At 74.8% G+C, this 23,059-nt stretch carries 20 protein-coding genes and 1 pseudogene; 13 read left to right on the top strand and 8 right to left on the bottom strand.

The genetic code is table 11. The annotated features are described in order from the left end of the window. Nucleotides 1–16 precede the first annotated feature (16 nt). Nucleotides 17–820: a putative protein N(5)-glutamine methyltransferase gene (locus tag VM636_RS27935; protein ID WP_030419130.1), complete on the top strand. Its 804-nt coding sequence runs from the start codon at nucleotides 17–19 to the stop codon at nucleotides 818–820. Between the two features lie 24 nt (nucleotides 821–844). Here VM636_RS27935 and VM636_RS27940 read toward each other — a convergent pair whose 3' ends face one another. Further along, a complete protein-coding gene (locus tag VM636_RS27940) occupies nucleotides 845–2,899 on the bottom strand; it encodes a SpoIIE family protein phosphatase (RefSeq protein WP_234340405.1) in 2,055 nt (684 codons plus the stop codon). A gap of 253 nt (nucleotides 2,900–3,152) precedes the next feature. On the opposite strand from VM636_RS27940, the gene VM636_RS27945 reads away from it, so the two are divergent. From VM636_RS27945 to VM636_RS27960, 4 genes are all read left to right on the top strand, one after another. After that, complete coding sequence (locus tag VM636_RS27945; RefSeq protein ID WP_030419132.1) at nucleotides 3,153–4,037, top strand: hypothetical protein; 885 nt, start codon at nucleotides 3,153–3,155, stop codon at nucleotides 4,035–4,037. 126 nt (nucleotides 4,038–4,163) lie between these two features. Then, nucleotides 4,164–4,535, top strand: a complete 372-nt coding sequence (locus VM636_RS27950) for a hypothetical protein (protein WP_030419133.1) — start codon at nucleotides 4,164–4,166, stop codon at nucleotides 4,533–4,535. Between the two features lie 110 nt (nucleotides 4,536–4,645). After that, the gene (locus VM636_RS27955; protein ID WP_030419134.1) at nucleotides 4,646–6,661 is read left to right on the top strand and encodes an NADPH-dependent 2,4-dienoyl-CoA reductase; all 2,016 of its coding nucleotides are present in this window, start codon (nucleotides 4,646–4,648) and stop codon (nucleotides 6,659–6,661) included. A 113-nt stretch (nucleotides 6,662–6,774) separates the two neighbouring features. After that, a complete protein-coding gene (locus VM636_RS27960; RefSeq protein WP_078855788.1) occupies nucleotides 6,775–7,416 on the top strand; it encodes a PadR family transcriptional regulator in 642 nt (213 codons plus the stop codon). Nucleotides 7,417–7,499: 83 nt separating this feature from the next. On the opposite strand, the gene VM636_RS27965 is transcribed toward VM636_RS27960, so the two are convergent. Both VM636_RS27965 and VM636_RS27970 read right to left on the bottom strand, forming a co-directional pair. Then, the gene (locus VM636_RS27965; RefSeq protein WP_030419136.1) at nucleotides 7,500–8,057 is read right to left on the bottom strand and encodes a hypothetical protein; all 558 of its coding nucleotides are present in this window, start codon (nucleotides 8,055–8,057) and stop codon (nucleotides 7,500–7,502) included. A 159-nt stretch (nucleotides 8,058–8,216) separates the two neighbouring features. Next, nucleotides 8,217–9,176, bottom strand: coding sequence for a fibronectin type III domain-containing protein (locus VM636_RS27970; RefSeq protein WP_030419137.1), 960 nt, complete (start codon nucleotides 9,174–9,176; stop codon nucleotides 8,217–8,219). Nucleotides 9,177–9,622: 446 nt separating this feature from the next. Between VM636_RS27970 and VM636_RS27975 the strand changes: the two genes are divergently transcribed. Continuing rightward, nucleotides 9,623–10,474, top strand: a complete 852-nt coding sequence (locus VM636_RS27975; RefSeq protein WP_053913342.1) for a glycoside hydrolase family 75 protein — start codon at nucleotides 9,623–9,625, stop codon at nucleotides 10,472–10,474. 19 nt (nucleotides 10,475–10,493) lie between these two features. Here VM636_RS27975 and VM636_RS27980 read toward each other — a convergent pair whose 3' ends face one another. From VM636_RS27980 to dhaK, 3 genes are read right to left on the bottom strand one after another with little or no spacing between them, the layout of a single operon-like run. Next, nucleotides 10,494–10,904 carry a PTS fructose transporter subunit IIA gene (locus tag VM636_RS27980; RefSeq protein WP_053913122.1) on the bottom strand — a complete coding sequence of 137 codons (411 nt, stop codon included), beginning with the start codon at nucleotides 10,902–10,904 and terminating at the stop codon, nucleotides 10,494–10,496. Further along, nucleotides 10,897–11,496: a dihydroxyacetone kinase subunit DhaL gene (gene dhaL / locus VM636_RS27985; RefSeq protein WP_030419140.1), complete on the bottom strand. Its 600-nt coding sequence runs from the start codon at nucleotides 11,494–11,496 to the stop codon at nucleotides 10,897–10,899. The genes VM636_RS27980 and dhaL overlap by 8 nt, the downstream gene beginning before the upstream one ends. A 50-nt stretch (nucleotides 11,497–11,546) precedes the next feature. Beyond that, nucleotides 11,547–12,539 carry a dihydroxyacetone kinase subunit DhaK gene (gene dhaK, locus VM636_RS27990; RefSeq protein ID WP_053913121.1) on the bottom strand — a complete coding sequence of 331 codons (993 nt, stop codon included), beginning with the start codon at nucleotides 12,537–12,539 and terminating at the stop codon, nucleotides 11,547–11,549. 488 nt (nucleotides 12,540–13,027) lie between these two features. On the opposite strand from dhaK, the gene VM636_RS27995 reads away from it, so the two are divergent. Beyond that, the gene (locus VM636_RS27995) at nucleotides 13,028–13,270 is read left to right on the top strand and encodes a DUF5302 domain-containing protein (RefSeq protein ID WP_030419142.1); all 243 of its coding nucleotides are present in this window, start codon (nucleotides 13,028–13,030) and stop codon (nucleotides 13,268–13,270) included. Nucleotides 13,271–13,570: 300 nt separating this feature from the next. Here VM636_RS27995 and VM636_RS28000 read toward each other — a convergent pair. Next, nucleotides 13,571–14,151, bottom strand: a pseudogene (locus VM636_RS28000) (DNA polymerase III); the annotation flags it as partial. A 723-nt stretch (nucleotides 14,152–14,874) separates the two neighbouring features. Here VM636_RS28000 and VM636_RS28005 point away from each other — a divergent pair. The 4 genes from VM636_RS28005 to VM636_RS28020 all read left to right on the top strand — a co-directional run bounded on the left by VM636_RS28005 (nucleotide 14,875) and on the right by VM636_RS28020 (nucleotide 19,547). Then, nucleotides 14,875–16,350, top strand: a complete 1,476-nt coding sequence (locus VM636_RS28005) for a sodium:solute symporter family protein (protein WP_030419143.1) — start codon at nucleotides 14,875–14,877, stop codon at nucleotides 16,348–16,350. Nucleotides 16,351–16,447: 97 nt separating this feature from the next. Continuing rightward, nucleotides 16,448–17,842 (top strand): FAD-dependent oxidoreductase, encoded by a 1,395-nt coding sequence (locus VM636_RS28010; RefSeq protein WP_030419144.1) that lies wholly within the window; start codon nucleotides 16,448–16,450, stop codon nucleotides 17,840–17,842. Nucleotides 17,843–17,871: 29 nt separating this feature from the next. Continuing rightward, a complete protein-coding gene (locus VM636_RS28015; RefSeq protein ID WP_158786388.1) occupies nucleotides 17,872–18,957 on the top strand; it encodes an arginase family protein in 1,086 nt (361 codons plus the stop codon). 11 nt (nucleotides 18,958–18,968) lie between these two features. After that, nucleotides 18,969–19,547, top strand: coding sequence for a helix-turn-helix transcriptional regulator (locus VM636_RS28020; RefSeq protein WP_053913120.1), 579 nt, complete (start codon nucleotides 18,969–18,971; stop codon nucleotides 19,545–19,547). 66 nt (nucleotides 19,548–19,613) lie between these two features. On the opposite strand, the gene VM636_RS28025 is transcribed toward VM636_RS28020, so the two are convergent. Continuing rightward, entirely contained in the window at nucleotides 19,614–20,402 is a 789-nt protein-coding gene (locus VM636_RS28025) for an aminoglycoside adenylyltransferase family protein (RefSeq protein ID WP_053913119.1), read from the bottom strand. A gap of 304 nt (nucleotides 20,403–20,706) precedes the next feature. On the opposite strand from VM636_RS28025, the gene VM636_RS28030 reads away from it, so the two are divergent. Next, nucleotides 20,707–22,422 (top strand): aldehyde dehydrogenase family protein, encoded by a 1,716-nt coding sequence (locus VM636_RS28030; protein ID WP_234340383.1) that lies wholly within the window; start codon nucleotides 20,707–20,709, stop codon nucleotides 22,420–22,422. Between the two features lie 61 nt (nucleotides 22,423–22,483). Further along, entirely contained in the window at nucleotides 22,484–23,047 is a 564-nt protein-coding gene (locus VM636_RS28035; protein WP_030419149.1) for an EF-hand domain-containing protein, read from the top strand. Nucleotides 23,048–23,059 lie beyond the last annotated feature (12 nt).

Here is a 23,059-nt window from a genome sequence, read left to right on the forward strand (position 1 = left end):
AAGGCCCTCCGGCCGCATGACCGCATCCTCCGCGCCCCCGCCCGCCCCCTCGACCTCCCGTGACGCCGTCGCCGCCCTCCTGCGCGCCGCCGGCTGCGTCTTCGCCGAGGACGAGGCGGACCTCCTCCTCGCCGCCGCCCGCACCCCGGACGAACTGCGCGCCCTCGTCGCACGACGTGCCGGGGGACTGCCCCTCGAACTCGTCCTCGGCTGGGCCCGCTTCCACGGCCTGCGGGTCGCCGTCGCCCAGGGCGTCTTCGTCCCCCGGCGCCGTACCGAGTACCTCGTCGACCAGGCCCTCGCCCACGCCCCCGGCGCCGCCGTCGTGGTGGACCTGTGCTGCGGCTCGGGAGCCGTCGGCGCCGCGCTCGCCGCCGCCCTGGACCGGCCCGAGGTGCACGCCGCCGACATCGACCCCGCCGCCGTGCGCTGCGCCCGCGGCAACCTCGCCGCCTTCGGCGGCCGGGTGCACACCGGGGACCTCTTCGACGCGCTCCCGGCCACGCTGCGCGGCCGGGTCGACCTCCTGGCGGCCAACGTGCCGTACGTGCCGACCGGAGAGGTGCCCCTGCTGCCCGCCGAGGCCCGCGAGCACGAGCCGCCGGCCGCCCTCGACGGCGGCGCCGACGGGCTCGACGTGCTGCGCCGGGTCGCCGCCGGGGCCCGCGACTGGCTGGCCCCCGGCGGCGCCCTGCTCACCGAGACCGGCCGCGCCCAGGTGCCCGCGGCCCTCGACGCCCTCGCCCGGGGCGGGCTCACCGCCCGGCTCGCGGTGAGCGAGGAACTCCACGCCCACGTGGTCGTCGGCGTGCGCGACTGACCGGGCCCGTCCCGTCCGCCGCCCTCACGCGGGCGGCGTGGCGCGGGCGATCAGCAGGGCCACGTCGTCGGGGTTCTCCGGCTGGTGCAGGGTGCCCAGCAGCAGGTCGCAGACCTCCTCCAGCGGCCGGTCCGGTCCCTCCAGCAGTGTCAGCAGCGTGGCGAGCCGCAGGTCGAGGGGGTCCTGCCGGGTCTCGACGAGGCCGTCGGTGTAGAAGACCAGCCGGTCGCCGGGCTCCACGTCGACGGTGGTGGTGGCGAAGCCGACGCCGCCCACGCCGAGCGGCACCCCCGTCGGCAGGTCCAGCAACTCCGGCGCGCGCCCCGCGCGCAGCCGCACCGGCGGCAGGTGCCCGGCGTTGGCGATGAGGCACTGGCGGCGGTACGGGTCGTGGACCGCGTACAGGCAGGTGGCGATGGCCTGGTCCAGGCCGGCCGCGGTCCGGTCGAGGTGCTCCAGCAGCAGCGCCGGGTCCAGGTTGAGCGCCGCCAGGGTGTTCGTCGCCGTGCGCAGCCGGCCCATGGACGCGGCGGCCGCGATGCCGCTGCCCATCACGTCCCCGACCACCAGCGCGGTCCGGCAGCCCTCCAGCGGGATCACGTCGAACCAGTCGCCGCCGACCTCGCTGGTGGACTCCGCCGGCTGGTAGCGCGAGGCGACCTCCAGGGCACCGGTGACCGGGGGATGGCGCGGCAGCATGCTCCGCTGGAGGGTGAGCGCCGCGTCCCGGGCCCGCTGGTACCAGCGGGCGTTGTCGATCTGCACAGCCGCCCGGGAGGCCAGTTCCCGGGCGAGCAGCAGGTCGTCCTCCCCGAACGGCTGCGGGTTGCGGATCCGTCTGAGGGCCAGGGCGCCCAGCACCTCCCCGTTCGCGATCAGCGGGACCGCCAGGTACGAGTGCACCCCGTTGGTCTCCGGGGCGTGGGCGACGAGGTCCGGGTCCGCCCACGACATCCGCGGCACCATCACCGGCCGGGCGGTGCGGACGCACTGGGCGACCAGTTGCCCGGGGTGCCAGGGGGCGATGCCCCCCGAGGGATCGGCCGCCAACAGCTCCTCGGTGTCGCCGTCCGCCTGGACGGCCAGGGTCCGCAGCACGGCGGGCTCGTCCGGGCCGAGCGTGGTGCGCCGGCCGTCGACCACCGCCTCCAGCAGGTCCACGGAGGCCAGGTCGGCCAGGCCCGGCGCGGCCACCGAGGCCAGCTCGTGCGCCGTGCGGTCCAGCTCCAGGGTGCTGCCGATCCGGGCGGTGGCGTCGGCGATCGTGGTCAGCCGGCGCCGTGCCGTCTCCGCCTCCACGCTCGCCCGGTACTGCGCGGTGACGTCGGTGATCGAGACGGCCACGCCGAGCACCGCGCCGAAGGTGTCCTCCAGCCGGTGCAGCGAGACCGACCAGGCGTGCTCCTCCTGCGGGTCGGCCGGGGTGTGCCCGCGCGCGGACTGGTCCACCAGGGGTTCCCCGGTCTCCAGCACCCGGCGGGCGGCCGCCTCCATCTCGTCGATGTTCACCAGCGGCAGCACCTCGCGCACCGTGCGGCCCAGGTGCTCCGCTGCCGGGATGCCGTTGATCCGCTCCAGGGCCGGGTTGACCGAGACGTACCGCAGACCGGTGTCGAGCACGGCGAGCCCGATCGGGGACTGTGAGATGACCCGGTCGGACAGGGCCATCTTCCGTTCCAGCCGGCGCACCGTCACCCGGTCGACGGCGAGCCCGAGCCCGTAGACCTCGCCTCGCTCGTCCAGGAGACGGGCGTTGCGGAATTCCACGACCCGGGTGGTGCCGTCCTTGCGCCGGATCGGGAAGGTGCCCGCCCAGCCCTGGCCCGTGCGCATGACGTCCCCGAAGAGTTCCATCGCCTGGTCGAGGTGGCGCTCGTGCACCATGAACCGGTCGGCCGGCTGTCCGAGCACCTCGGCCGCCCGGTACCCGAAGAGGGACTCGGCCCACGGGCTCCACAGCACGATCCGGCCCTGGGCGTCCAGTACGACCGCCGCCACGTTGAGCACGTCCAGGAGACCGCCGGGCTGCATGGGTCCGTGCAGCGCCGCCTCCTCCTGCGACTCGTCCGGACGGCTCATCCCCGGCTTCGCCTTCGCCGTTCCATCAGGCACGCCCTCCTGTCGACGACCTCTCGTCCTGCCGCTCGTCCCGCGGGCACGCCGCCGCGCGGCCCGCCCTGCCTCCAGCATCTCCCGGCACGGCGCGGAACGCCCACGGGAGGAGACACCGCCGCGCGCTTGGTCTGTACATGACCTCATGGGGCGGCCACACTGTGCGCCGGGCGCGTACCCGACCGGCGGTACCGCCCGGCCACCCCCCTGAGGAGCCCCCATGCCCCTGCGCGCCCGGCAACGTTGTCACAGCGCCCTGACCGCACTCGCGGCCCTCGCCACCGCCGCCGCCCTCTGCGTCGCGCAGCCCGCCGTGGCCGCCACCGCCGCCGACGTCTGGAACGAGGTCGGCTCCGACCGGGCCGACCCGCTGACCGAGAGCCAGGGGCTGGCATCCGTCGAGGTCCCCGCCGGCAGCCCCAACCGCTACACCGGCATCGGCACCATCCCCCTCGGCCTCGCCGCCCGGGGCTGGAACCACGTCGGCGACCCCGACGCCTCCTACGAGGGCCACTACGTCGAGCCCTACCAGCGCGACGACGGCGACACGAAGATGTTCCGCCTCCAGACCCCCGACGGCCGCTGGTCGGAGTACGTGCACACGCTCGCCCCCGGCGAGGCGCGGAACAACTCCTGGGTCGCCATCTCGCCGGACAGCCGGTGGATGCTGGCCGGCGAGTGGGGCACGATGGACCGCCTGCTGGTCTTCCCCACCCCCGGCGCCAACCCGGTCACCTCGCCCTCCGCCGACCTCCCGCGGGTCGCCACCGTCCGCCTCGACCGGCCCGTCCGTGACGTCCAGGGCTGCGACTTCTCCGACGCGACGACCCTGCTGTGCTCCTCCGACGATCCCGAGGGCGGCCTCTTCGGCATCACCAAGCCGCTGCTCCGGGTCGACCTGTCCGCCGCTCCCACCGGTGCCGGGGACGTCACCGGCCACGTCACCGCCCTGCGCCGGCTACCGCTGCGCAGCGCCTGTTCGGGGAGCTTCGAGGTGGAAGGCGTCGACTACGACCGGCGCACCGGCACCCTGCGCGTCATCGTCGTCTCGCCCGGCTTCTGCGTGCTGACCGACAGCAAGACGTACCGCTTCACCCGCGGCTGAGCCCGCGCGGGCCTGTCCGTGCCGCTGGTGTTCCCCTGCCCGTGGTGCTTTTCTGGGGGTACGAGGGGGTCGCGGCGGCGCGGTGCGGCGGGACGCCGGGCCGCGGTCACGAGAGGAGCGATCGCCATGGACACCGGCCGGACACATCCCGAATCCGTCTCCGTGGAACTGAGCGGGTGCGGCGCGGAGGACGCCCGCACCGTGTTCGACGCCCTGTGCGCCCGCTACGCCTCCGACCGGCGCGCGGGCGAGACGCCCCGGGAGTACCACGAGGTGCGCCCGACCGTCTGGCTCGGCACCTTCGACGTGGCCGACACGCACGAGGGCGAGCGCGGACCCGCCCGCCTGCGGCACTCCGTCGACGCGGACGTGCAGGGCGGCTGCTGGGCCGTCGAGCGGGTCCGCCTCACGCTGGACTCCCTGTTCGCCGTGCGCGACCTGAGCACGGCCTCGGGCGACCAGGAGCGGGAACTGCACGTCCGGCTAGAAAGCCGCTGACGCGGAGGCCCGTGCGCGCCGCGGTGTGGCCCACCTCCTTTTGCAACTAGTTGCAAAAGGAGGTGGGCGTCCTCTACAACAGAGGCACCACACCGCGCACGGAGGGCCCGATGAGCCGTTACCCGCACCTGCTGAGCCCGCTGGACCTGGGCTTCACCACGCTGCCCAACCGGGTCCTGATGGGCTCCATGCACGTCGGCCTGGAGGAGGCCGAGGGCGGCTTCGCGCGCATGGCCGCCTTCTACGCCGCCAGGGCGCGCGGGGGAGCGGGGCTCATCGTCACCGGCGGCATCGCCCCCAACGACGAGGGCCGCCCCTACGAGGGCGGGGCAAAGCTGACCACCCCCGAGGAGGCCCAACGGCACCGCGTCGTCACCGACGCCGTGCACCGCGAGGGCGGCCGGATCGCCCTCCAGATCCTCCACTTCGGCCGCTACGCCTACCACGCCGGCCTGGTCGCGCCGAGCCCCCTCCAGGCGCCGATCAGCCCGCACGTCCCCCGCGAACTGACCGACGCCGAGGTCGAGCGGACCGTCGAGGACTACGTCCGCGCCGCCCGCCTCGCCCGCGAGGCCGGGTACGACGGCGTCGAGATCATGGGCTCCGAGGGCTACCTCGTCAACGAGTTCCTCGTCGCCCGGACCAACCACCGCACCGACCGCTGGGGCGGCTCGTACGAGAACCGCATGCGCTTCCCGCTGGAGATCGTCCGCCGGGTCCGCGAGGCGGTCGGCGAGGACTTCATCCTGATCTACCGGCTCTCGATGCTCGACCTGGTCCCGGACGGCTCCACCCTCGACGAGGTGATCACGCTCGCCCGCGCCGTCGAGGCCGCCGGAGCCACCCTCATCAACACCGGCATCGGCTGGCACGAGGCCCGCGTCCCCACCATCGCCACCACCGTGCCGCGCGGCGCCTACACCTGGGTCACCCGGCGGCTGATGGGCGAGGTCTCCGTCCCGCTCGTCACGACCAACCGCATCAACACCCCCGAACTCGCCGAGCGGCTGCTCGCCGACGGCACCGCCGACATGGTGTCGATGGCCCGCCCCTTCCTCGCCGACCCGGACTTCGTCGCCAAGGCCGCCGCCGGCCGGCCCGAGGCCATCAACACCTGCATCGGCTGCAACCAGGCGTGCCTGGACCACACCTTCAGCGGCCGCATCACCTCCTGCCTGGTCAACCCGCGCGCCTGCCACGAGACGGAACTGGTGCTCTCCCCGGTCCGCCGGAGCCGGCACGTCGCGGTGGCCGGCGCCGGGCCGGCCGGGCTGGCCTGCGCCGTCTCCGCCGCCGAACGCGGCCACCGGGTCACCCTCTACGACGCCGCGAGCGAGATCGGCGGCCAGCTCAACGTGGCCCGCGCGGTCCCGGGCAAGCAGGAGTTCGACGAGACCCTGCGCTACTTCCGCACCCGCCTCGCCGAACTCGGCGTCGACGTCCGCCTGGACACCACCGTCACCGCCGACGACCTGGACGGCTACGACGAGGTCGTCGTCGCCACCGGCGTCACCCCGCGCGTCCCCGACATCCCCGGTGTCGACCACCCGAGCGTCCTCGGCTACCTGGACGTCCTGCGCGACGGCGCCCCCGTCGGCGACCGGGTCGCCGTCCTCGGCGCCGGCGGCATCGGCTTCGACGTCGCCGCCTACCTCACCGACGACGGCGACCGGGCGCACGAGGACCCGGCCGCGTACTTCCGCCGCTGGGGCGTCGACACCGACTACCGCGCCCCCGGCGGACTGGCCGCGCCCCGGCGGTCCGCTCCGCCGCGCACCGTCCACCTGCTCCAGCGCAAGCCCACCAAGGTCGGCGCCGGACTCGGCACCACCACGGGCTGGATCCACCGCACCGAACTGCGCCACCGCGGCGTCACCATGATCCCGGGCGTCACCTACGACCGCATCGACGACGCCGGACTGCACCTGACCGTCGACGGCCGCGGCACCGTCCTGGAGGTGGACACCATCGTGCTCTGCACCGGTCAGGAGCCCCGGCGCACCCTCCACGAGGAACTCCTCGCCCGCGGGCGCACGGCGCACCTCATCGGCGGCGCCGACGTGGCCGCCGAACTCGACGCGAAGCGCGCCGTGCAGCAGGGCACCGAAGTGGCGGCGAGGCTGTAGCGGGCGGGTCCGCGAACGGGGGAGGGTGGTCGCCGCCCCGACGGGTCCGGCTCCGCCCCGGGGCCGTGCGCGGGCGCGGGGGCGCGCACGGGGCGGTCCCTAGGATGAGCCCCATGTCACTCCCGCACGCGATCCTCACCGCCCTGGTCGAAAAGCCGTCGTCGGGGCTGGAGCTGACCCGCCGCTTCGACCGGTCGATCGGGTACTTCTGGTCCGCGACCCACCAGCAGATCTACCGTGAGCTGGGCAGGCTGGAGTCCGAGGGCCTGATCCGCGCGCTGCCCGCCGAACAGCCCGCGCGCGGGCAGAAGAAGAGCTACGAGGTGCTGCCCGCGGGCCGGGCCGAACTGGCCCGCTGGACCGCCGAGCCCCAGGACCCGAGGCCCCTGCGGGACGCGATGCTGCTGCGGCTGCGGGCCGCCGCGGTCGTCGGCACCACCGGCGTCGAGGCCGATCTCAGGCGCCATCTGGAGCTGCACGCACGGCAGTTGGCCGAATACGAGGAGATCGAGCGGAGGGACTTCCCGCCCGGCAAGGACGGCCCCGGGGACCGGCTGCGCCATCTGGTGCTGCGGGCCGGCATCGACCTGGAGACCTTCTGGACCGGCTGGCTCCGGCACGCCCTCGCGGAGTTCGCCGAACTCCCGGCCGGCCCGCCCGCCCGTGAACCCGGCACCGGGGCGGCCGGGCCGGCCGAGGAGCGCCCCGCCGCCCCCGGCGCCCGGCCCGGCCCGGCCGCCGCACCGGACGCCTGACGATCCCCGGCCCGCCCCGCCCGCGTGTCGCGGCCCGCCCGGCACCCGCGCGCCCGCCCGGCGCGGCCCTCGGCGCCCCGGGTTCAGAAGCGGTACGGCTTGGCCCGCCGGCGCAGGAACCAGGCGGCGGCGATGACCCCGGCGCCGACCAGCGCGCCGCCCGCCGCCAGGGTCGCCGTGCCGTAGTCCTTGACGGCGCCGCCCATCCCGCCCAGCACACCGCGCGGCGACGCCGACGCCGACGGCGCGGGTACCGCGGGCGCGGAGGCCGGGGGCGAGGGTGCCGGGGGCGCGGAGACGATGACGGTCTGGGTGCCGGCGGTGCTGTTGTCGGAGCACAGGACGACCACGGTGTAGGTGCCCGGGGTGATGCCGGACCAGGCCGCCGACTGGTCCGAGGCGGTGCCCGACAGCGCCACCTGGCGGCCCTGGGCGAAGTCCGTCTGACCCTCGCCGAGCAGCGAGGCGGTGCCCCAACTGCCGCTGAGCTGGGCGCAGGCGGTGGTGGTGACCGAGACGGCGGAGCCGGTGGTGCTCACGGTGATCCCCGGGTCCGCCGCGGCCGGGGCGGCCGGGGCCAGGGTCAGCGCCACGGCTGCCGCGGCCGGGCACGAGCGGAGAAGGGACGAGGAGATGCGCATGGGGACTGCCCTCCGGCGGCACGGCGGCGGCACATCCCTGGCGCCGCCGAGGACGGGGAGCCCGTACCGCCTCAACGGAAGCCAACAGGGCGGCGGCCGGGCCCGCATGCCGAGCGCCACCGCCCAGGTGACGCGTCCCGGCCGCCCGTCGCGGGCCGGTCAGCCGGCCTTCTCGCCCGTCGTCACCGTGCGCTCCGCGGAGAACCCGCCCCAGGTGCCGTCGGGCAGCTTGGCCCGCAGCCGCACCCGGTGCGTGACACCGGCCTCGGTGCCCGCGTAGAAGCTGTACTCGGCCTTCTCGCGCGGCGCGTCGCCGCCGTAGACGAGGGAGGTGGCCGTGCGTCCGTCGAGCTGGATCTCGTACTCGGTGATCACGCCGTCGGTCCGCGGCGGGACCCAGGAGAGGTCGATCTGGTACGCCCCGTCCTCCCGGTGCGTCGTGGCGCGCAGCCCGGTGGGGGCGGTGGCCCGGCCGTCGTCGGAGCCGGGGGTGGTGAGGCGGACGGGCGGGCTGTCGGGGGAGACGTTGCCGGCGGCGTCCCGGGCCCGGACGGTGAACTCGTACGAAGTGCCCGGCCGCAGGCCCGTGACGACGGTCGCCGTCTGGCTCCCGCCCACGCTGTGGATCTTCGTACCGCCCTGGTGGACGTCGTAGGAGACCACTCCCTGGTCGTCGTCGGCGGCGGACCAGGAGAGCTGGACCGCGCGGCTGCCCGCCGCACGGCCCTCTGCCCGCTCCGGGCGGGCGGGCGCCGAGCGGTCCTCGGCGACGGCGGCGGGCGTGGTCGCCCGCACCTCCGCGCTGGGCGGGCCGAGCCGGCCGTCGGCGTCGCGCGCCCGTACCGAGAAGACGTAGCCGGTGGCGGGGGCGAGGCGGGTCACGTCGACCATCCGGTCGGAGGCCGGCACCTCCACGGCCTTGGTGGTGCCGCGGTAGACCTCGTAGACCTCGGCGCCCTCGATCGCGTTCCACATGACGTGCACGCTCGTCGCGCTGCCGGCCTCGGCGGTGACGCCGGTCGGGGCCGCGGGGAGCCGGCCGCCGTCCTCCCCGGACGTGCCCCAGCCGCAGGAGGTGACCAGGGCCAGGACACCGCCGATCAGGGCGGTCCGGAGCACGGCGCGGCGGCGCGGTGCCGGGTCGGCGGACGGGGCAGCGGGTTCGGGGACGCCTCGCACGGCTATGCCTCCCGGGACAGCCAGACGGGAATGGTCCGGACCAATATGACGGCGTGACGCGATCACATCAAGAGGGTCGCCGTTGGTGCCCACCCGGAAGGGTTACGTATGCTGAGCGAACCGGCGGTCGAACTCCCGTGACGTGCAGGGGAGTTCGGCCGTAGCGCGGACCGCTGTCGTCGCCGTGCCGCGCCGGCGCGGGCGGTCGGGCGGGCCGGGACCGAGGCCGGCTCCGGCCCGCCCGCCCCCGTCCCGCACCGCCCCGTTGCTCCCCGCGCGTGCACCGTCTGGCCCTGTGGGGGTGACGACGCGGAGTATTCCGGGGCACAGATGGGGCCGAGTGTTCGACCCTGTCCCCCCAGGAGAGGCCCCACGACGTGCGTGTTCTGCGTGTCCACTCGGTGACGCTGATCGCGGCCGGCGCCGCCCTGCTCGCCCCCACGTCCCTCCCCGGCGCCTCGGCGGCGCCCCGGTCCGGCGCACCACGGACCCCGCACCCGGTGGTGGCCGAGACCGGCCCCCGCGCCGACGGGGACCGGCTCCGCCCCGGCCGCGGCGGACGCCCTCGCCCCCCGGTCCCGCGCCCCGGTGCCGCGGGACCCGGCCCGTCGGCGCACCCGCCGCGACCGGAGCGACCGCGGGCGGACGAGGACCGGGCCGTCACCGCCGCCGACCTGCTGGCCCGGGTGGGCGCGTGCGAGCCCGTCTCGAACGGCCTCTACCGCAGCGACGCCGGACGGCCCGCCGACATCCCGGTCTGCGGCACCCCCGACGCCGTCTTCTGGAAGGCCGACCTGGACATCGACTGCGACGGCAGGCCCGGAGCCCGCTGCAACCTCGGCACCGATCCCCACTTCAGCCCCGCCACCGCCTACTCCGCCTCCGGCGGCGGACCGCTGGACGCCGAGAGGCTGCCCTACATCGTGGTCCCCGAGCCGAGCGGCATCTGGGACCACCGCGAGCACGGCGTCCACGGCGGGTCCGTCGCCGCCGTCGTCCACGGCGACCGGGTGCGGTACGCCGTCGTCGGCGACGTCGGCCCCCGCGACGTCATCGGCGAGGCGTCCTACGCCACCGCCGAGGGCCTCGGCATCCCGGCCGACCCGCGCTCGGGCGGGGCGGCCTCGGACGTCACGTACATCGTCTTCAAGGACAGCGAGGTACGGCCCATCGAGGACCGGGCCGCGGCCGAACGGACGGGGGAGGAACTGGCCCGCAGGTTCGTGTCCGGCGGCTGACGGCCCCCGCGGGCGCGCCCTACACCTTCCGGTAGGCGTACGCCTCCGCCGCCGCGGCCTCCACGGCGTCGAGGTCGGCGCCGGTCGCGGCGGTCACCACCGCGGCCACCGCCCCCTCGAGGAAGGGCGCGTCCACCAGGCGCGTCCCCTCCGGCAGTTCGTCGCCCTCGGCGAGGAGCGCCTTCACCGTGAGGACCGCGCTGCCGAGGTCGGCGAGGACCGCGACCCCCGCGCCCCGGTCGGCCGAGGCCGCGGCGGCCGACACCAGCTCCGAACTGGTCCCGAACCCGCCGGCCGCGGTACCCCCCGCCGGAGCGACGGGCACGGCCACCTCACCCCCGGCCAGACCCTTGGCGAGGTCGGCCACCGACGCGGCCACCTCGGCGCTGTGCGACACGAGGACGACGCCGACCAGCTTCCCGTCACTCACCGCGCGCCTCCTCCAGCGCGGCGACGATCAGCGCCGCCGACGTCGCCCCCGGGTCCTGGTGCCCGACGCTGCGCTCGCCCAGATAGCTCGCCCTGCCCTTGCGGGCCCGCATCGGGGTCGTGGCGACGGCACCCTCGTCGGCGGCGGCCTTCGCCGCGGCGAAGGAGGTGCCGAGGGTGTCCACCGCGGGCACCAGGGCGTCGACCATGGTCTTGTCGCCGGGCTTGGCCCCGCCGAGGGCCCGGACCGCGTCCACCCCCGCGCCCAGCGCCGCCGCCAACTGTTCCCCGCTCACCTCGGCCGCGTCGCCCAGCGCCTTGCCGGTACGGCGCAGCAGCGTCCCGTACAGGGGCCCCGAGGCGCCGCCGACCGAGGAGATGAGCTGCCGCCCGGCCAGCGTCAGCACCGCGCCGGGGGTGGTGACCGCCTCCTTCTCCAGCGCCGCCGTCACCGCCCGGAAACCGCGCTGGAGGTTGGTGCCGTGGTCGGCGTCGCCGATGGGCGAGTCGAGGGCGGTCAGCCGGTCCGCCTCGCGTTCGACCGAGGCGGCGGCCGCCGTCATCCAGCGGCGGAAGAAGTCGGCGTCGAGCACGGGATCTCCTTGCCTCTCGGGTGGGGGTGCCATGGGTGCGCCGTCCGCGCTCACATGCCCCACCTCAGGGCGGGCGTGCTCACCGGCGCGTCCCACAGGGAGAGCAGCTCCTCGTCGACCTGGCACAGGGTGACCGAGGCGCCCGCCATGTCGAGCGAGGTGACGTAGTTGCCGACCAGGGTGCGGGCGACGGCCACCCCGCGCTCGGCGAGCACCCGCTGCACCTCGGCGTTGAAGCCGTACAGCTCCAGCAGCGGTGTCGCGCCCATACCGTTGACCAGCACGAGCACCGGGTTGCGGGGCGGCAGGTCGGTGAGCAGGGCGTCGACGGCGAAGTCGGCGATCTCGCCCGAGGTCATCATCGGCCGCCGCTCCCGGCCCGGCTCGCCGTGGATGCCGATGCCGAGTTCCAGCTCGCCGGGCGGCAGGTCGAAGGTCGGGGAGCCCTTGGCGGGGGTGGTGCAGGCGGCGAGCGCCACGCCGAAGCTGCGGGAGCTCTCGTCGACCCGGCGGGCGACGGCCTCGACCTGCTCCAGCGGCCGGCCCTCCTGCGCCGCGGCGCCCGCGATCTTCTCCACGAACAGGGTGGCCCCCGTACCGCGCCGGCCGGCCGTGTAGAGGCTGTCGGTGACCGCCACGTCGTCGTCGACCAGCACCTTGGCGACGCGGATCCCCTCGTCCTCGGCCAGCTCGGCGGCCATGTCGAAGTTGAGCACGTCCCCGGTGTAGTTCTTGACCACGAACAGCACCCCGGCGCCGCTGTCCACGGCCGCCGCGGCCCGCGCCATCTGGTCGGGCACCGGTGAGGTGAACACCTCCCCGGGACAGGCCGCCGACAGCATCCCGGGCCCCACGAAACCGCCGTGCAGCGGCTCGTGCCCGGAACCGCCGCCGGAGACCAGCGCGACCTTCCCGGCCACGGGCGCGTCCCGGCGCACGATGACCCGGTTCTCGACGTCCACGGTCAGCTCGGGGTGGGCCGCCGCCATACCCCGCAGGGCGTCCGCGACGACGGTCTCGGCGACGTTGATGAGCATCTTCATGAGTACCTCCTGGCGATCGGAACAGGATGGCCGCGTGTCCTCGCGGGGCAGGACGGGTGGCGGCGGTTCTTGATCTCGGCGGTTCACGACGGTGGGACGCGGTGCCGGACGACGCCGGCGCCGCTCCCACACTGACTTCCCTGACGGTCATCGGGTAACTCGGAAGGGTGGACTCTCGGAAATCCGTAGCACTCCTAGCAGTATCGGCCTTGCGGCACCGACGGTCACCTGTGACGGCCGCCCAGGTGAACGGGAACCGGGTGCCCCCGGGAGTCGTGGACCCATGCGTCCGTCCGGCCCCGCGCGCGGGCGGGGCCTGCCGGACGAGGCCCGGACGCGGCACGTCCGGCAAGACCGCCCCCGTGCGCCGCGACGGCCGGCGGTCGTCGCCCGCCGGAACGGAGCGCAATGACGCCACCGGCGTCCGCGTACCGCTCGCGGCATGACAAGCTGTGCTTGCCCAACCCCCCGAACCCCAGGAGGTCACCATGACCGCAGAGCCCGTGTCCACGGAAGGTTCGGAGCAGGCCGCCGCCGCGACGCCCCCTGTGACGCCGGACGACGACGGCAACCACGACCTCAAGCGCAAGTTCCGCGAGGCGCTGGAGCGCAAGCGCGGTGCGCAGGCCGGCGCCGCCGAGGGCGCCGCCAACCCGGACGGGTCGAAGGTGCGTGCGGCGCACGGACCGGCCGCGAGCCAGCGGTCGTTCCGGCGCAAGAGCGGCGGCTGAGCCGACCGGCCCCGCCGTCCGGCCGCACGGCCGGCCCCGGCCGCGGCGTGAACGAGGACCGGCGGCGTGCCTCCCGAGCCAGGGGAGGCGCGCCGCCGGTCTCGTCCTCCGGGCGGAACGGGGCGTGCGGAGAACCGCGTCCGTCGTCTCGCGGTCCGGCGCCGTGCCCTCGCCCGGGGCCTCTCCCAAGGGATCGCCGCCACCGTGCTCGCCCCGGCCCGCCGGCGGAAGCGGGTCACGCAGCGCGCCTCCGGGGCCGGGCCGGTCCCGGCCCCGGTCCCGGGGCGATGGGCGCCGTGGGGGCCACGTGCCGCGGTCGGCCAGGTCGAGGACGAGGGCCGCGGTGTTCCACGCGTCGTCCTCGCCACGGTGATGACGTCCTCCGAGCGGCAGCCCGGCGATCCGGAGAGCGACCCGGCTGACGAGGTGCTCCATACCGGGATGCCGGCGCGGCCCTTACGCCGCGGTGAAGACGGCATTGGCGTGGGTGTGCGTACGTTCCGTGGGCGGGCCGAAGGGGCAGGCGATCCGGTCGGCCCGACACCGCCGGGCGAATCGCCGACGGCCGTACTCCCCAGCCCGGCCCACGGGCGTCGTCCGGCCTCGTACTCCTCGGCGAGGGCGCGGCACGCCTCGGCGAAGGGGACACCCCGTGCCACCCCGGCTCGCGTGAGGCCGGTCGGCTCGGTGCGGAGCCGCTGACCGCGACCGCGCCGGGCGGACCAGGAGGCGGTGCCGGGACACGCGACGCCGGGCCGACAGGTCCACGACGGTGAGACCGATCTCGACGATCTCGCTGGCGGAGCCGGGCGGTGGCTGCCCGTCCCGGGCAGGGTGGCTTCCACACCGACGACGTTCAGCAGGGCGGATGCGGGGCGCACCGGGCCGAGGGGAGGCGGCGCGCCCCGTCCTGGGGGCGGAAGGCGAGAAGGGGCTGCCCGCTGCCCGTTCCGGCGGCGAGCCTGGGCCGACGTGCGGCACGGCGCCGGCGCGCCCCCTGCCGGTGACGAGCGGCTACGGCGTGCGGCACGGGACCGCGGGGCCGCGTGCACACCCGCCCCGGGCTGACGGGGTCTCACCCGCGCGGTCCCGGCGAGTCCGGCGGCCGTCGCCCGCGTCGGCCATCTCCGCGATCCGGACCGGCGGCAGGCCCCCGGTCCGCAACAGCGCGACGCGGCGGGCGCGTTCGCGTAGGCCAGGCCGAAGAGGCGGGGCCCCGGCGCGCGGATCGACACGGGCGGGCGGCGGGCGGGCCGCGGTCTCCGTGGAGCCGCGGGGCCTTGCGGCCGAGCCCGTCCCGGCGAGGAATGCCCCGACGGTGCTCACGTTCTCGCCGACGCCCTCGCTGTGACCCCTTGCCCCGGGCAGGCGCAATCCCCGCGCTCCACCGCCTTCCGGGGCGCCGCGCACGGCGGCGGTCGCCCTCACCCGCCGTGCGCCGCATCGTTGACAGGCGGATTCACCGCCTCCTAATATCGCCGTCACCGATATCGCCCTGAGCGATACGCGACGAGTTTCGAGGTTCGCCGCACCGCGGTCGCCGACCGCGGGAAGCAGGGCCACGCCCCCAGCGTCTTTCCCCAGCCCTTCCGAAGGGATGCTCCATGGCTCTCGTCATCGTTGTAAGCGCCTTCGCGCTGCTCCTCGCGGCAGCGAGCCTCTTCTCACGCCGCTACGTGAAATCCGGCGAGGACTTCTACCTGGCGGGGCGTCGCATGCCCTGGTGGGGGATCGGGCCCACCATCGCGGCAGGTCTCTTCGGCGGTACGTCCATGCTCGTCGTGGCCGGCAACTCGATGAGCTACGGCGTGAGCGCGATCTGGATCCTGGCCGTGCCGTCGTGGATCGGCGCCTTCGTGGCCACCGTGTTCTTCGCACGGAAAGTCCGAAGACTCAGAGGCGTCGCGTCCGTCCCGGACATCGTCGCCCTGCGCTACGGCGAAGGCACCCGCACCGTCTTCACCATCGTCACCATCTTCTTCTACGTCGGATTCACCACCTCGCAGCTCCTCGCCCTCGGCATCTTCATCAACGGCTTCACCGGCCTGCCCCTGCTGCCCGCGATGGGCGCCACCCTGCTCGTGGGCCTGGTGCTGGCCGGCGCGTCCGGCTTCCTCGGCGTCGTCATCACCGACGGCATCATGTGCGTCATCCTCGCCATCGGCGTCGGCGTCCTCGCGGTGAGCGGGGTGCGGTGGGCGGGCGGCTGGTCCGGCATCGTCGACACCCTGGCCGCGGAGAGCCCCGGACACCTCGACCTGTTCTCCCCGTCCATCACCCCCGGCATCGCGATGGCCTACGTCGCGGCCTTCGGCCTCGCGCTCGTGCCCCAGCAGGACATCCTCCAGCGGTTCGCCAGCGCCAAGGACGCGGGCCATGCCGTGCGCGGCGGGCTCTTCGCCCTGGTGATCTTCATCCCGCTCTACCTGTTCCCCGTGGTCGCCGGCCTCGCCGCGACCGTGTGGCTGCCGCGCGAGGGCCACGACGCCCTGCCCGCCGAATCACTCGTCTCGTGGACGGCGAAGACCATGTACTCACCGTGGGTCTCGGCCTTCCTCTTCCTGGCCGTGACGGCGGCGATCCTGTCCACGCTCACCACCACCATCAACTCCTGCGCGCTGAACGTGACCAAGGACATCTACCTGCGCGTGACCGGGGACCGGGCCTCCCCCTCCCGCACCGTCGCCGTCGGCCGCGTCTCCACGGTCCTCGTCGGCCTGGTGGCCCTGCTCTTCGCCACCGTCTTCGACTTCATCCTCGGCGCGCTCTACCTCGCGTTCTCCATCGCCTTCGCCGGCATGCTCGTCCCGATCGTCGCCGCGTTCTACTGGAGGCGCGCCAACGGGTACGGCGCGTCCTGGAGCGCCCTGTCCGGCAGCGGGTTCGTGATCCTCGACTTCGCCCTGCGCGAGCTGGGGGTCTCCGTGCCCTGGCCGGGCGAGCCCTACTCCCTGCTCATCGCGTTCTGCATCTCGTTGACCGCCCTGATCGCCGGCAGCCTCCTCACGGCGCCCCCGCCCGCGCACGTCCTCGACGAACTCGACCGGGCGGACGATCGGGAACCCACGGCCACGGCCTGATGCGCCGACTTCCGCTCTCCCCTCCTCTCACTTCCCTCTCCTTCCCCCTCTCCCTCTCCTCTCATCCGTGTTCGCCTGCCGCAGACAAGGAACCATCATGGGCGCGCCACTGAGTGCCGACTTCCGGAACGGGCAGGTCTCGTTCTGGCGCAACACCGCCGGGGACCTGCCCGCCCGACCGCCGCTGGAGGGTGACCTCCAAGTCGACGTGGCCATCGTCGGCGCCGGCTACACCGGCCTGTGGACGGCCTACTACCTCAAGAAGGCCCGCCCCGACCTGCGCATCGCCGTCCTGGAGGCCCGCCACGTCGGCTTCGGCGCCTCCGGCCGCAACGGCGGCTGGCTCTCCGGCGAACTGGGCGGCTCGCGGGAGCGGTACGCCGCCGAGTCCTCCCGCGACGCCGTGATCCGCATGCAACGGGCGGTCGTCGACAGCATCGACGAGGTGATCGACGTCGCGGCGGCCGAAGGAATCGACGCCGGCATCACCCGCAACGGGCTCCTCTACACGGCGCTGACGGAGAGCCAGCGCGGCAGGCTGGCGAAGACGGTCGACTACAAACGCTCGTGGGGGTACTCCGAAGAGGACTTCCGCCTGCTCACCGAGGACGAGATCCGGTCGAGGATCACCGTGTCCGGCGTCCGGGCGATGGCGTTCAGTCCGCACGGCGCCCGCATCCACCCGTTCGCACTGGTGACCGGACTGGCGGACGCGGTGGAGCGCCTCGGGGTGCGCATCCACGAGCGGACGCCCGTGCTCGCCGTCGAACCGCGCACGGCGCGCACCCCGCACGGTGTGGTGAGCGCCGACTACGTGCTGCGCGCCACCGAGGGGTTCACCGCGGGCCTGCCCGGAGCGCGGCGGCAGTGGCTGCCGATGAACAGCGTCATGATCGCCACGGAACCGCTGTCCGAGCGGACCTGGCAGCGCATCGGCTGGGACGGCTTCGAACTGCTGGGCACCCAGGGTCACGCCTTCCTGTACGCGCAGCGCACCGCCGACGGCCGGATCGCGATCGGCGGACGCGGCAACCCGTACCGGTTCGGCTCCCGCACCGACGTCGACGCCACCGCCCGGCCCGGGGACGTCGACGCCCTCTGGTCCAGCCTGACCGCGATGTTCCCCGACGTGCGCGGCTCCGCGGTCGCCCACGCCTGGTGCGGGGCGCTGGGGGTGGCGCGCGACTGGTGCGCCACGGTCCGGCTGGACCACCGAAGCGGCATCGGGATCGCCGGCGGCTACGCCGGACACGGCCTGGCGATGGCCAACCTCGCGGGCCGGGCCCTGCGCGACCTCGTGCTGCGGCGCGACAGCGACCTCACCTCGCTGCCCTGCGTGGGCCGCGCGGTGCGCAGCTGGGAACCGGAACCGCTGCGCTGGATCGGGGTCCAGGCCCTCTACGCCCTGTACCGGCGCGCGGACCACAACGAACGCCACCGGCCGGACACCTCGCGGCTCGCCCGGGTCGCGGACGCCATTTCGGGCCGTTGAGGCACGCCGAAGAAGGAGTGAAGGAACCAGTGCGAAACGATCAGATCGAAGCCATGTTCGACCGCGCCACGGTCATCGCGGAGCGGTCCGGGAAGCGGGTCGAGCGGCGGGCCGAGGCCCTGCTGCGGCCGGGAGTGCCGACCTTCGCCGAGGTCGACCGGGTCCGCCTCGACGGGCTGCGGGACTACGATGCCGTCTTCTACGGCATACCGTTCGAGGGCTTCGTGGTGAAGGACCCGCGCAACTTCTACCCGCAGGGCACGGCTCCCGCGCCGGGCCACGACGTCTACTCGCGTCCGGGCGCGTACGAGGCGCCCACGGCGATCCGGAAGGCGTCCCTGTTCTACTCGATCGACCACTCGAACTGGCTGCTGCCGGAGCGCGGCCTCGTGGTGGGCGACCACCTGAGGGCGGGCGATCTCGGTGACGCCCCGATCGGGGAGCAGAGCCCCGAGGAGATCCTGGAGTGGCTTCCCGGGCACATCGGCGAGATCACCCGGGCCGGGGCCGTACCGCTGATCTTCGGCGGTGACCACAGCGTGTCGCTGCCGACCATCGCCGGCATCTTCGCGGCGACCGGCAAGAAGCTCGGGGTGGTCACCTACGACGCGCACTACGACCTGTCGTGGTACCCGAGGTACTGGGCGGGCTCGCAGTGGGCGCGGGCGATGGAACTGGGCGCCCTCGAACCGGCCAACCTCGTCCACCTCGGCATCCGGGGGGTGCGCAACTCCCACTTCTGGCACGCCGCGGCGGCCGAACTGGGCACCACGGTGCTGACCATCGACGACATCGAGCGACGGGGCGTCGAGGACGTGAGCGTCGAGGCGCGGGAACGGGCCCTGAGCGGCTGCGACGCGCTCTACGTCTCCATCGACGTCGACGTGTTCGACCCGGCGGCGCTGCCGGCCCAGAAGTACCCGGAGGTGGGCGGGCTGACCGCCCGTGAGATGCTGCGTTCCCTGCGCACCGTGCTCGGTGACGGGCGCGAGCTGGCCGGGTTCGACTTCTCCTGCCTGGGGCCCGCCTACGATCACCAGTACCACGGCGCGGCTGTGGCAGGGCGGTGCTACATCGAGGTGCTCGCGGCCTTGGCGGCGGGCCGGAAGGGCTGAGGTCTGAACGCATGGACCACAACGATCCGTCCGCGGTCGGGAGGACGATCAGGTCGCTGCGCATCCAGCGGGGTATCACGATGGTGCAACTCGGGAAGCGTGCCGGGATCTCGCAGTCCTACCTCAGCGAGATCGAGACCGGCAAGGCGTCACCGAGCCTCACCACCCTCTTCGCGCTCGCGGAACAACTCGGGATGACCCCGGCCGGCCTGCTGCGCCCCTCCGTGCAGGAGGACGAGATCGTCGTGGTCCGGGCAGGCGAGGCCGCCGACGTCTACCCGGTCAGCGACACGACCGGCGACGTCCACTTCCGGGCTGTCCTGCGCCAGGGCCCCCTGTCGATGTCGGAGTTCGTCGCCTCGCCCGGCGACGACCTCACCGGCGACTTCAGCCACAGCGGCTACGAGGTGATCTACGTGGCGCAGGGCAGCCTGGTCGTGACCCTCAGCGGTCACGACCCGGTGTCGCTCGGCGTCGGCGACACCATGTCCTACCCGGGGGAACTGCCCCACTCGTGGGAGATCGCGGGGACCGAGCCGGTGCGCGTGTTCCAGGTCCTCGACACGCCCGCCGCCCACCCCCCGCACTGAGACGGTCCCGCCGGTCCCGCCGGACCGGCGGGACTCGCGCGACGGCGCCCGCTCCGGAGGCGCCGGTCACGGGCGGGGCGCGTCCTCGGGACCCGCGGGGCGCCCCGCCGCCCGGTCGATCTCCGCGAGGACGTGGCGCACGTGGGGGCGGACGCGGGCGCGCAGGGCGTCGGTCCAGGTCTCCTCGGCGTAGTGGCTGCCGAGGTACAGGCGCCGGGCGTGCTCCAGGACCGGGCGGTGCTCGGGCGCGAGGCGGGGCAGGGCCCAGTCGGCGGCGGCGTCCTTCGGCCTGATCCGGCCGGTGGCCAGCGTCGACCAGACGCGGGCGAGGGTCAGCACGACGTTGCGGGTGTCGCCGTCCACCTCGTCGAGCAGGTCCGGGAGGCCGGCGAGGCTCGCCCGGACCAGATCGCCCCGCGGGACCGGATCGAGGACCCGTGCCGGGGGCGGCCCGGTCAGGGCCCGGTCGCCGGCCAGGGCCACGGCGAGCACCAGCGCCAGGTCCGGCATCGGACCCGGCCGGGGCACCTCGCCCGCCTCGTACGTGGCGCGCAGCCACTCCCCGTACAGGAAGTCGCCCGTCGGCGGATAGCGCCAGGGACGGACCTCGTGCTGGACGACGACCGTCAGTTCGACCGGACGCAGCCCGCCGTCGAGGCCGGAGATGCCGAGCAGGCCGCGCAGCAGCGCCCGCCGGCGCTCCTCGTCCGTCCGCCGCCGGGACACGACCAGGACGTCCAGGTCGCTGGCGGGCCTGAGCCCGCCGAGCACCGCCGACCCGTGGAGGTAGGTGCCGATGACGTCCCGCCCCAGCACACCGTCGGTCAGCCGCAGGATCTCCCGTATCTGGTCCACGGCACCAGCCTCGCCTCCGCGCCGCGCGGACGCACCGCATTATCGGCGGGCCGGGGCCGGGGCCGGGGCCGGGGCCGGGGTGCGGGCGGCGCCGTCCCGTGCTCCGGGCGCCGGCCGACCGGGTCCCCGCCACGCGGCGTCCCCCCGGTACGCCGTACCCGGTGGGCCGGGCGTCCCGCCGTGCGCCCGAACGGGGCCCCGCCCGCGTCAACTCGATGAACCGGGAGCCCGATTATTTACCCCTTTCCAGCGATTCAGCGGGTGCGGACGGGTGAATCGGTCGTACCGGACGAAGAATCCTGCCGTGACCCGTCCCGCCGGCGCACCGCCGCCGACCTATCCCGTTCTGCTGGGGGGTGTTCCCGTGCCCGGTCAGGGCTGGGTCCACTGGCCCCGCGGCAGCGCCATGCTCCACGACACCTACGACGTGCTCGCGCTCAAGGCCCGCCTCGACCACGGCCGCGCCGCCCCCGGGGACGCGACCGATCCCCGCCTGGCCGGCAAGGTGGCCCGCTCCACGCCCGAGCAGGTCACCGCCGCCCTCGCCGCCGCCCGCGCGGCCCAGCCCGCCTGGGCCCGGGTCCCGCTGGAGCGACGCCTCGGCTTCGTCCACGCCGTCCACCGGCGGCTGCGCGAACGGGCGGACGACTTCACCGGCATCCTCGTCGCCGAGGGGCACCCCTTACGCGTCGCCGAGTGGGCCCTGTCGGCCGCCCTCGACCTCACCCACCCCGACACCCTCGACCACGCCCGCTCGCTCCTGCGCTGGGAGGGCGAGCAGGCCGGCCGCCGGATACGCCTCGTCCGCAAACCCGACGGCGTGGTCTGCCTCGACCCCGCGCGCAACGCGCCCCTGCTCACCGCCCTCGCGGGCGTCCCCACCCTGGCCGCGGGCAACGCGCTCGTCGTCAACGCCCCGCCCTCTGTGCCGCTCGGCACGGTCCACGTCTTCCACACCGTGGTCGCCCCGCTGCTCGCGGAACACGGGGCGCCGCCCGGCACCCTCAGCGTGCTCTGCGCACCGGCCCGGCCCGTGCTGCGCGCCTGGCTCGCCTCGCCCGACTGCGACGACGTGTTCTTCTTCGGCGGCTCCCGCGAGGGCGCCGAACTCACCCGCTCCTGCCTGGAACACGGCAAGAAGCCCGTCATGGAGATGGCCGGCAACGACGCCCTGGTGGTCTGGCGGGACGCCGTCCTCACCGGCGCGGTCGACGCCGCGCTGGAGCGCTACCACGGCTCGGGACAGCTCTGCCTCGCGCCCAAGTTCGCCGTCGTCCACCCGGCGGTGGCCGACGCGTTCACGGACCTGCTCCGCGAGCGGGTCGCGGCGCTGCGGGTGGGCCCGCCCGAGGACCCGGACGTCGTGCTCACCCCCGTGGTCAAGCGCTCCCAGTGCCAGGACGTCCTCGACGACGCCCTCTCCCACGGGGCCGAACTGCTCTGCGGCGGCGAACCGGTCGACGTGCACGGCGCCCCCTCGCCCCGGGGGCCGTTCGTCCGGCCGGTGCTGCTGCGCGTACGCGGCCTGGACGCGGCGGCACGGATGCGGGCCGTCGCCGAGGAGACCTTCTTCCCGCTGATGTGCGTGATCGTCCCGGACGACGCCCCGGCCGGCGCACCGCACACCCCCGCCACGGACACCTCCGGCGCACCGGACACCCCCGTCGGGGACACCGCCGGCCCGCCGGACGCGGACCGGGCCCTGCTGGACACCGTCCTCGCCTTCGTCAACGCCAACCGCTACGGGCTGCGCAACTCCCTGTGGGCGCGCGACCCGTACGTCGTCGACCGGTTCACGGACGAGGTCACCAACGGGGGAGTCCTCAAGGTCAACGACAGTCACATCGGGACGCTCCCCGTCCTGCCCGTCATCGGTGGCACCGGACTGTCCGGCGGGGTGTTCGGCGAGGCCAACGTGCCCTTCCTGCGGACCACCCGGCTCCAGGGCATCAGCATCGGCACCGGCCGTCCGGACCACTTCGACCACCTCGCCACCGCCGGGCCGGCCCGGCACCCGTAGGCCGGGTGTCGGCGGCCCGGCCCCCTTCCTCACCACGACGCCCACCAGAGAGGCAACGACCATGACCACGCTGTCCGGAACCGACCTGCTGCACCACAAGATCGACCTCTGCTTCCGCCACTTCGACACCGACGACAACGGCGTGATCGACCGCGAGGACCTGCTCACCCTCGGCGCCCACCTGCTCTCCCGGTTCGGCGAGCCCGTCACCTCCCCGAAGGGCACCGCCCTGATGGACGGCATGGCGCGCTTCTGGGACGCCCTCGTGGCCGTCGCCGACGAGAACGGCGACGGCGTACTCTCCCGCGAGGAGTACCGGGCGTGCATGACCGGCGCGTTCGTCACCTCGCCCGACGGCTTCGAGACCTCCTTCCGGCCACTGGCCGAGGCGGTCGTGACCCTGCTCGACACCGACGGCGACGGCGAGGTGGACGAGGGGGAGTTCCGGGCCTGGCAGGAGGTCTTCCGCACCGCGCCCGAGGACCGGGCCGCCGCCTTCCAGCGGCTCGACACCGACGGCAGTGGCAGCCTCACCGTCGACGAACTCCTCACCGCCGTCCGGGAGTTCTACGTCAGTCCGGACGCCGGCGCGGCCGGCAACTGGCTCTACGGACCCGTCGCCTGACACGGACACGGA

Source organism: Streptomyces sp. SCSIO 75703 (assembly GCF_036607905.1).
Taxonomy (GTDB): Bacteria; Actinomycetota; Actinomycetes; order Streptomycetales; family Streptomycetaceae; genus Streptomyces.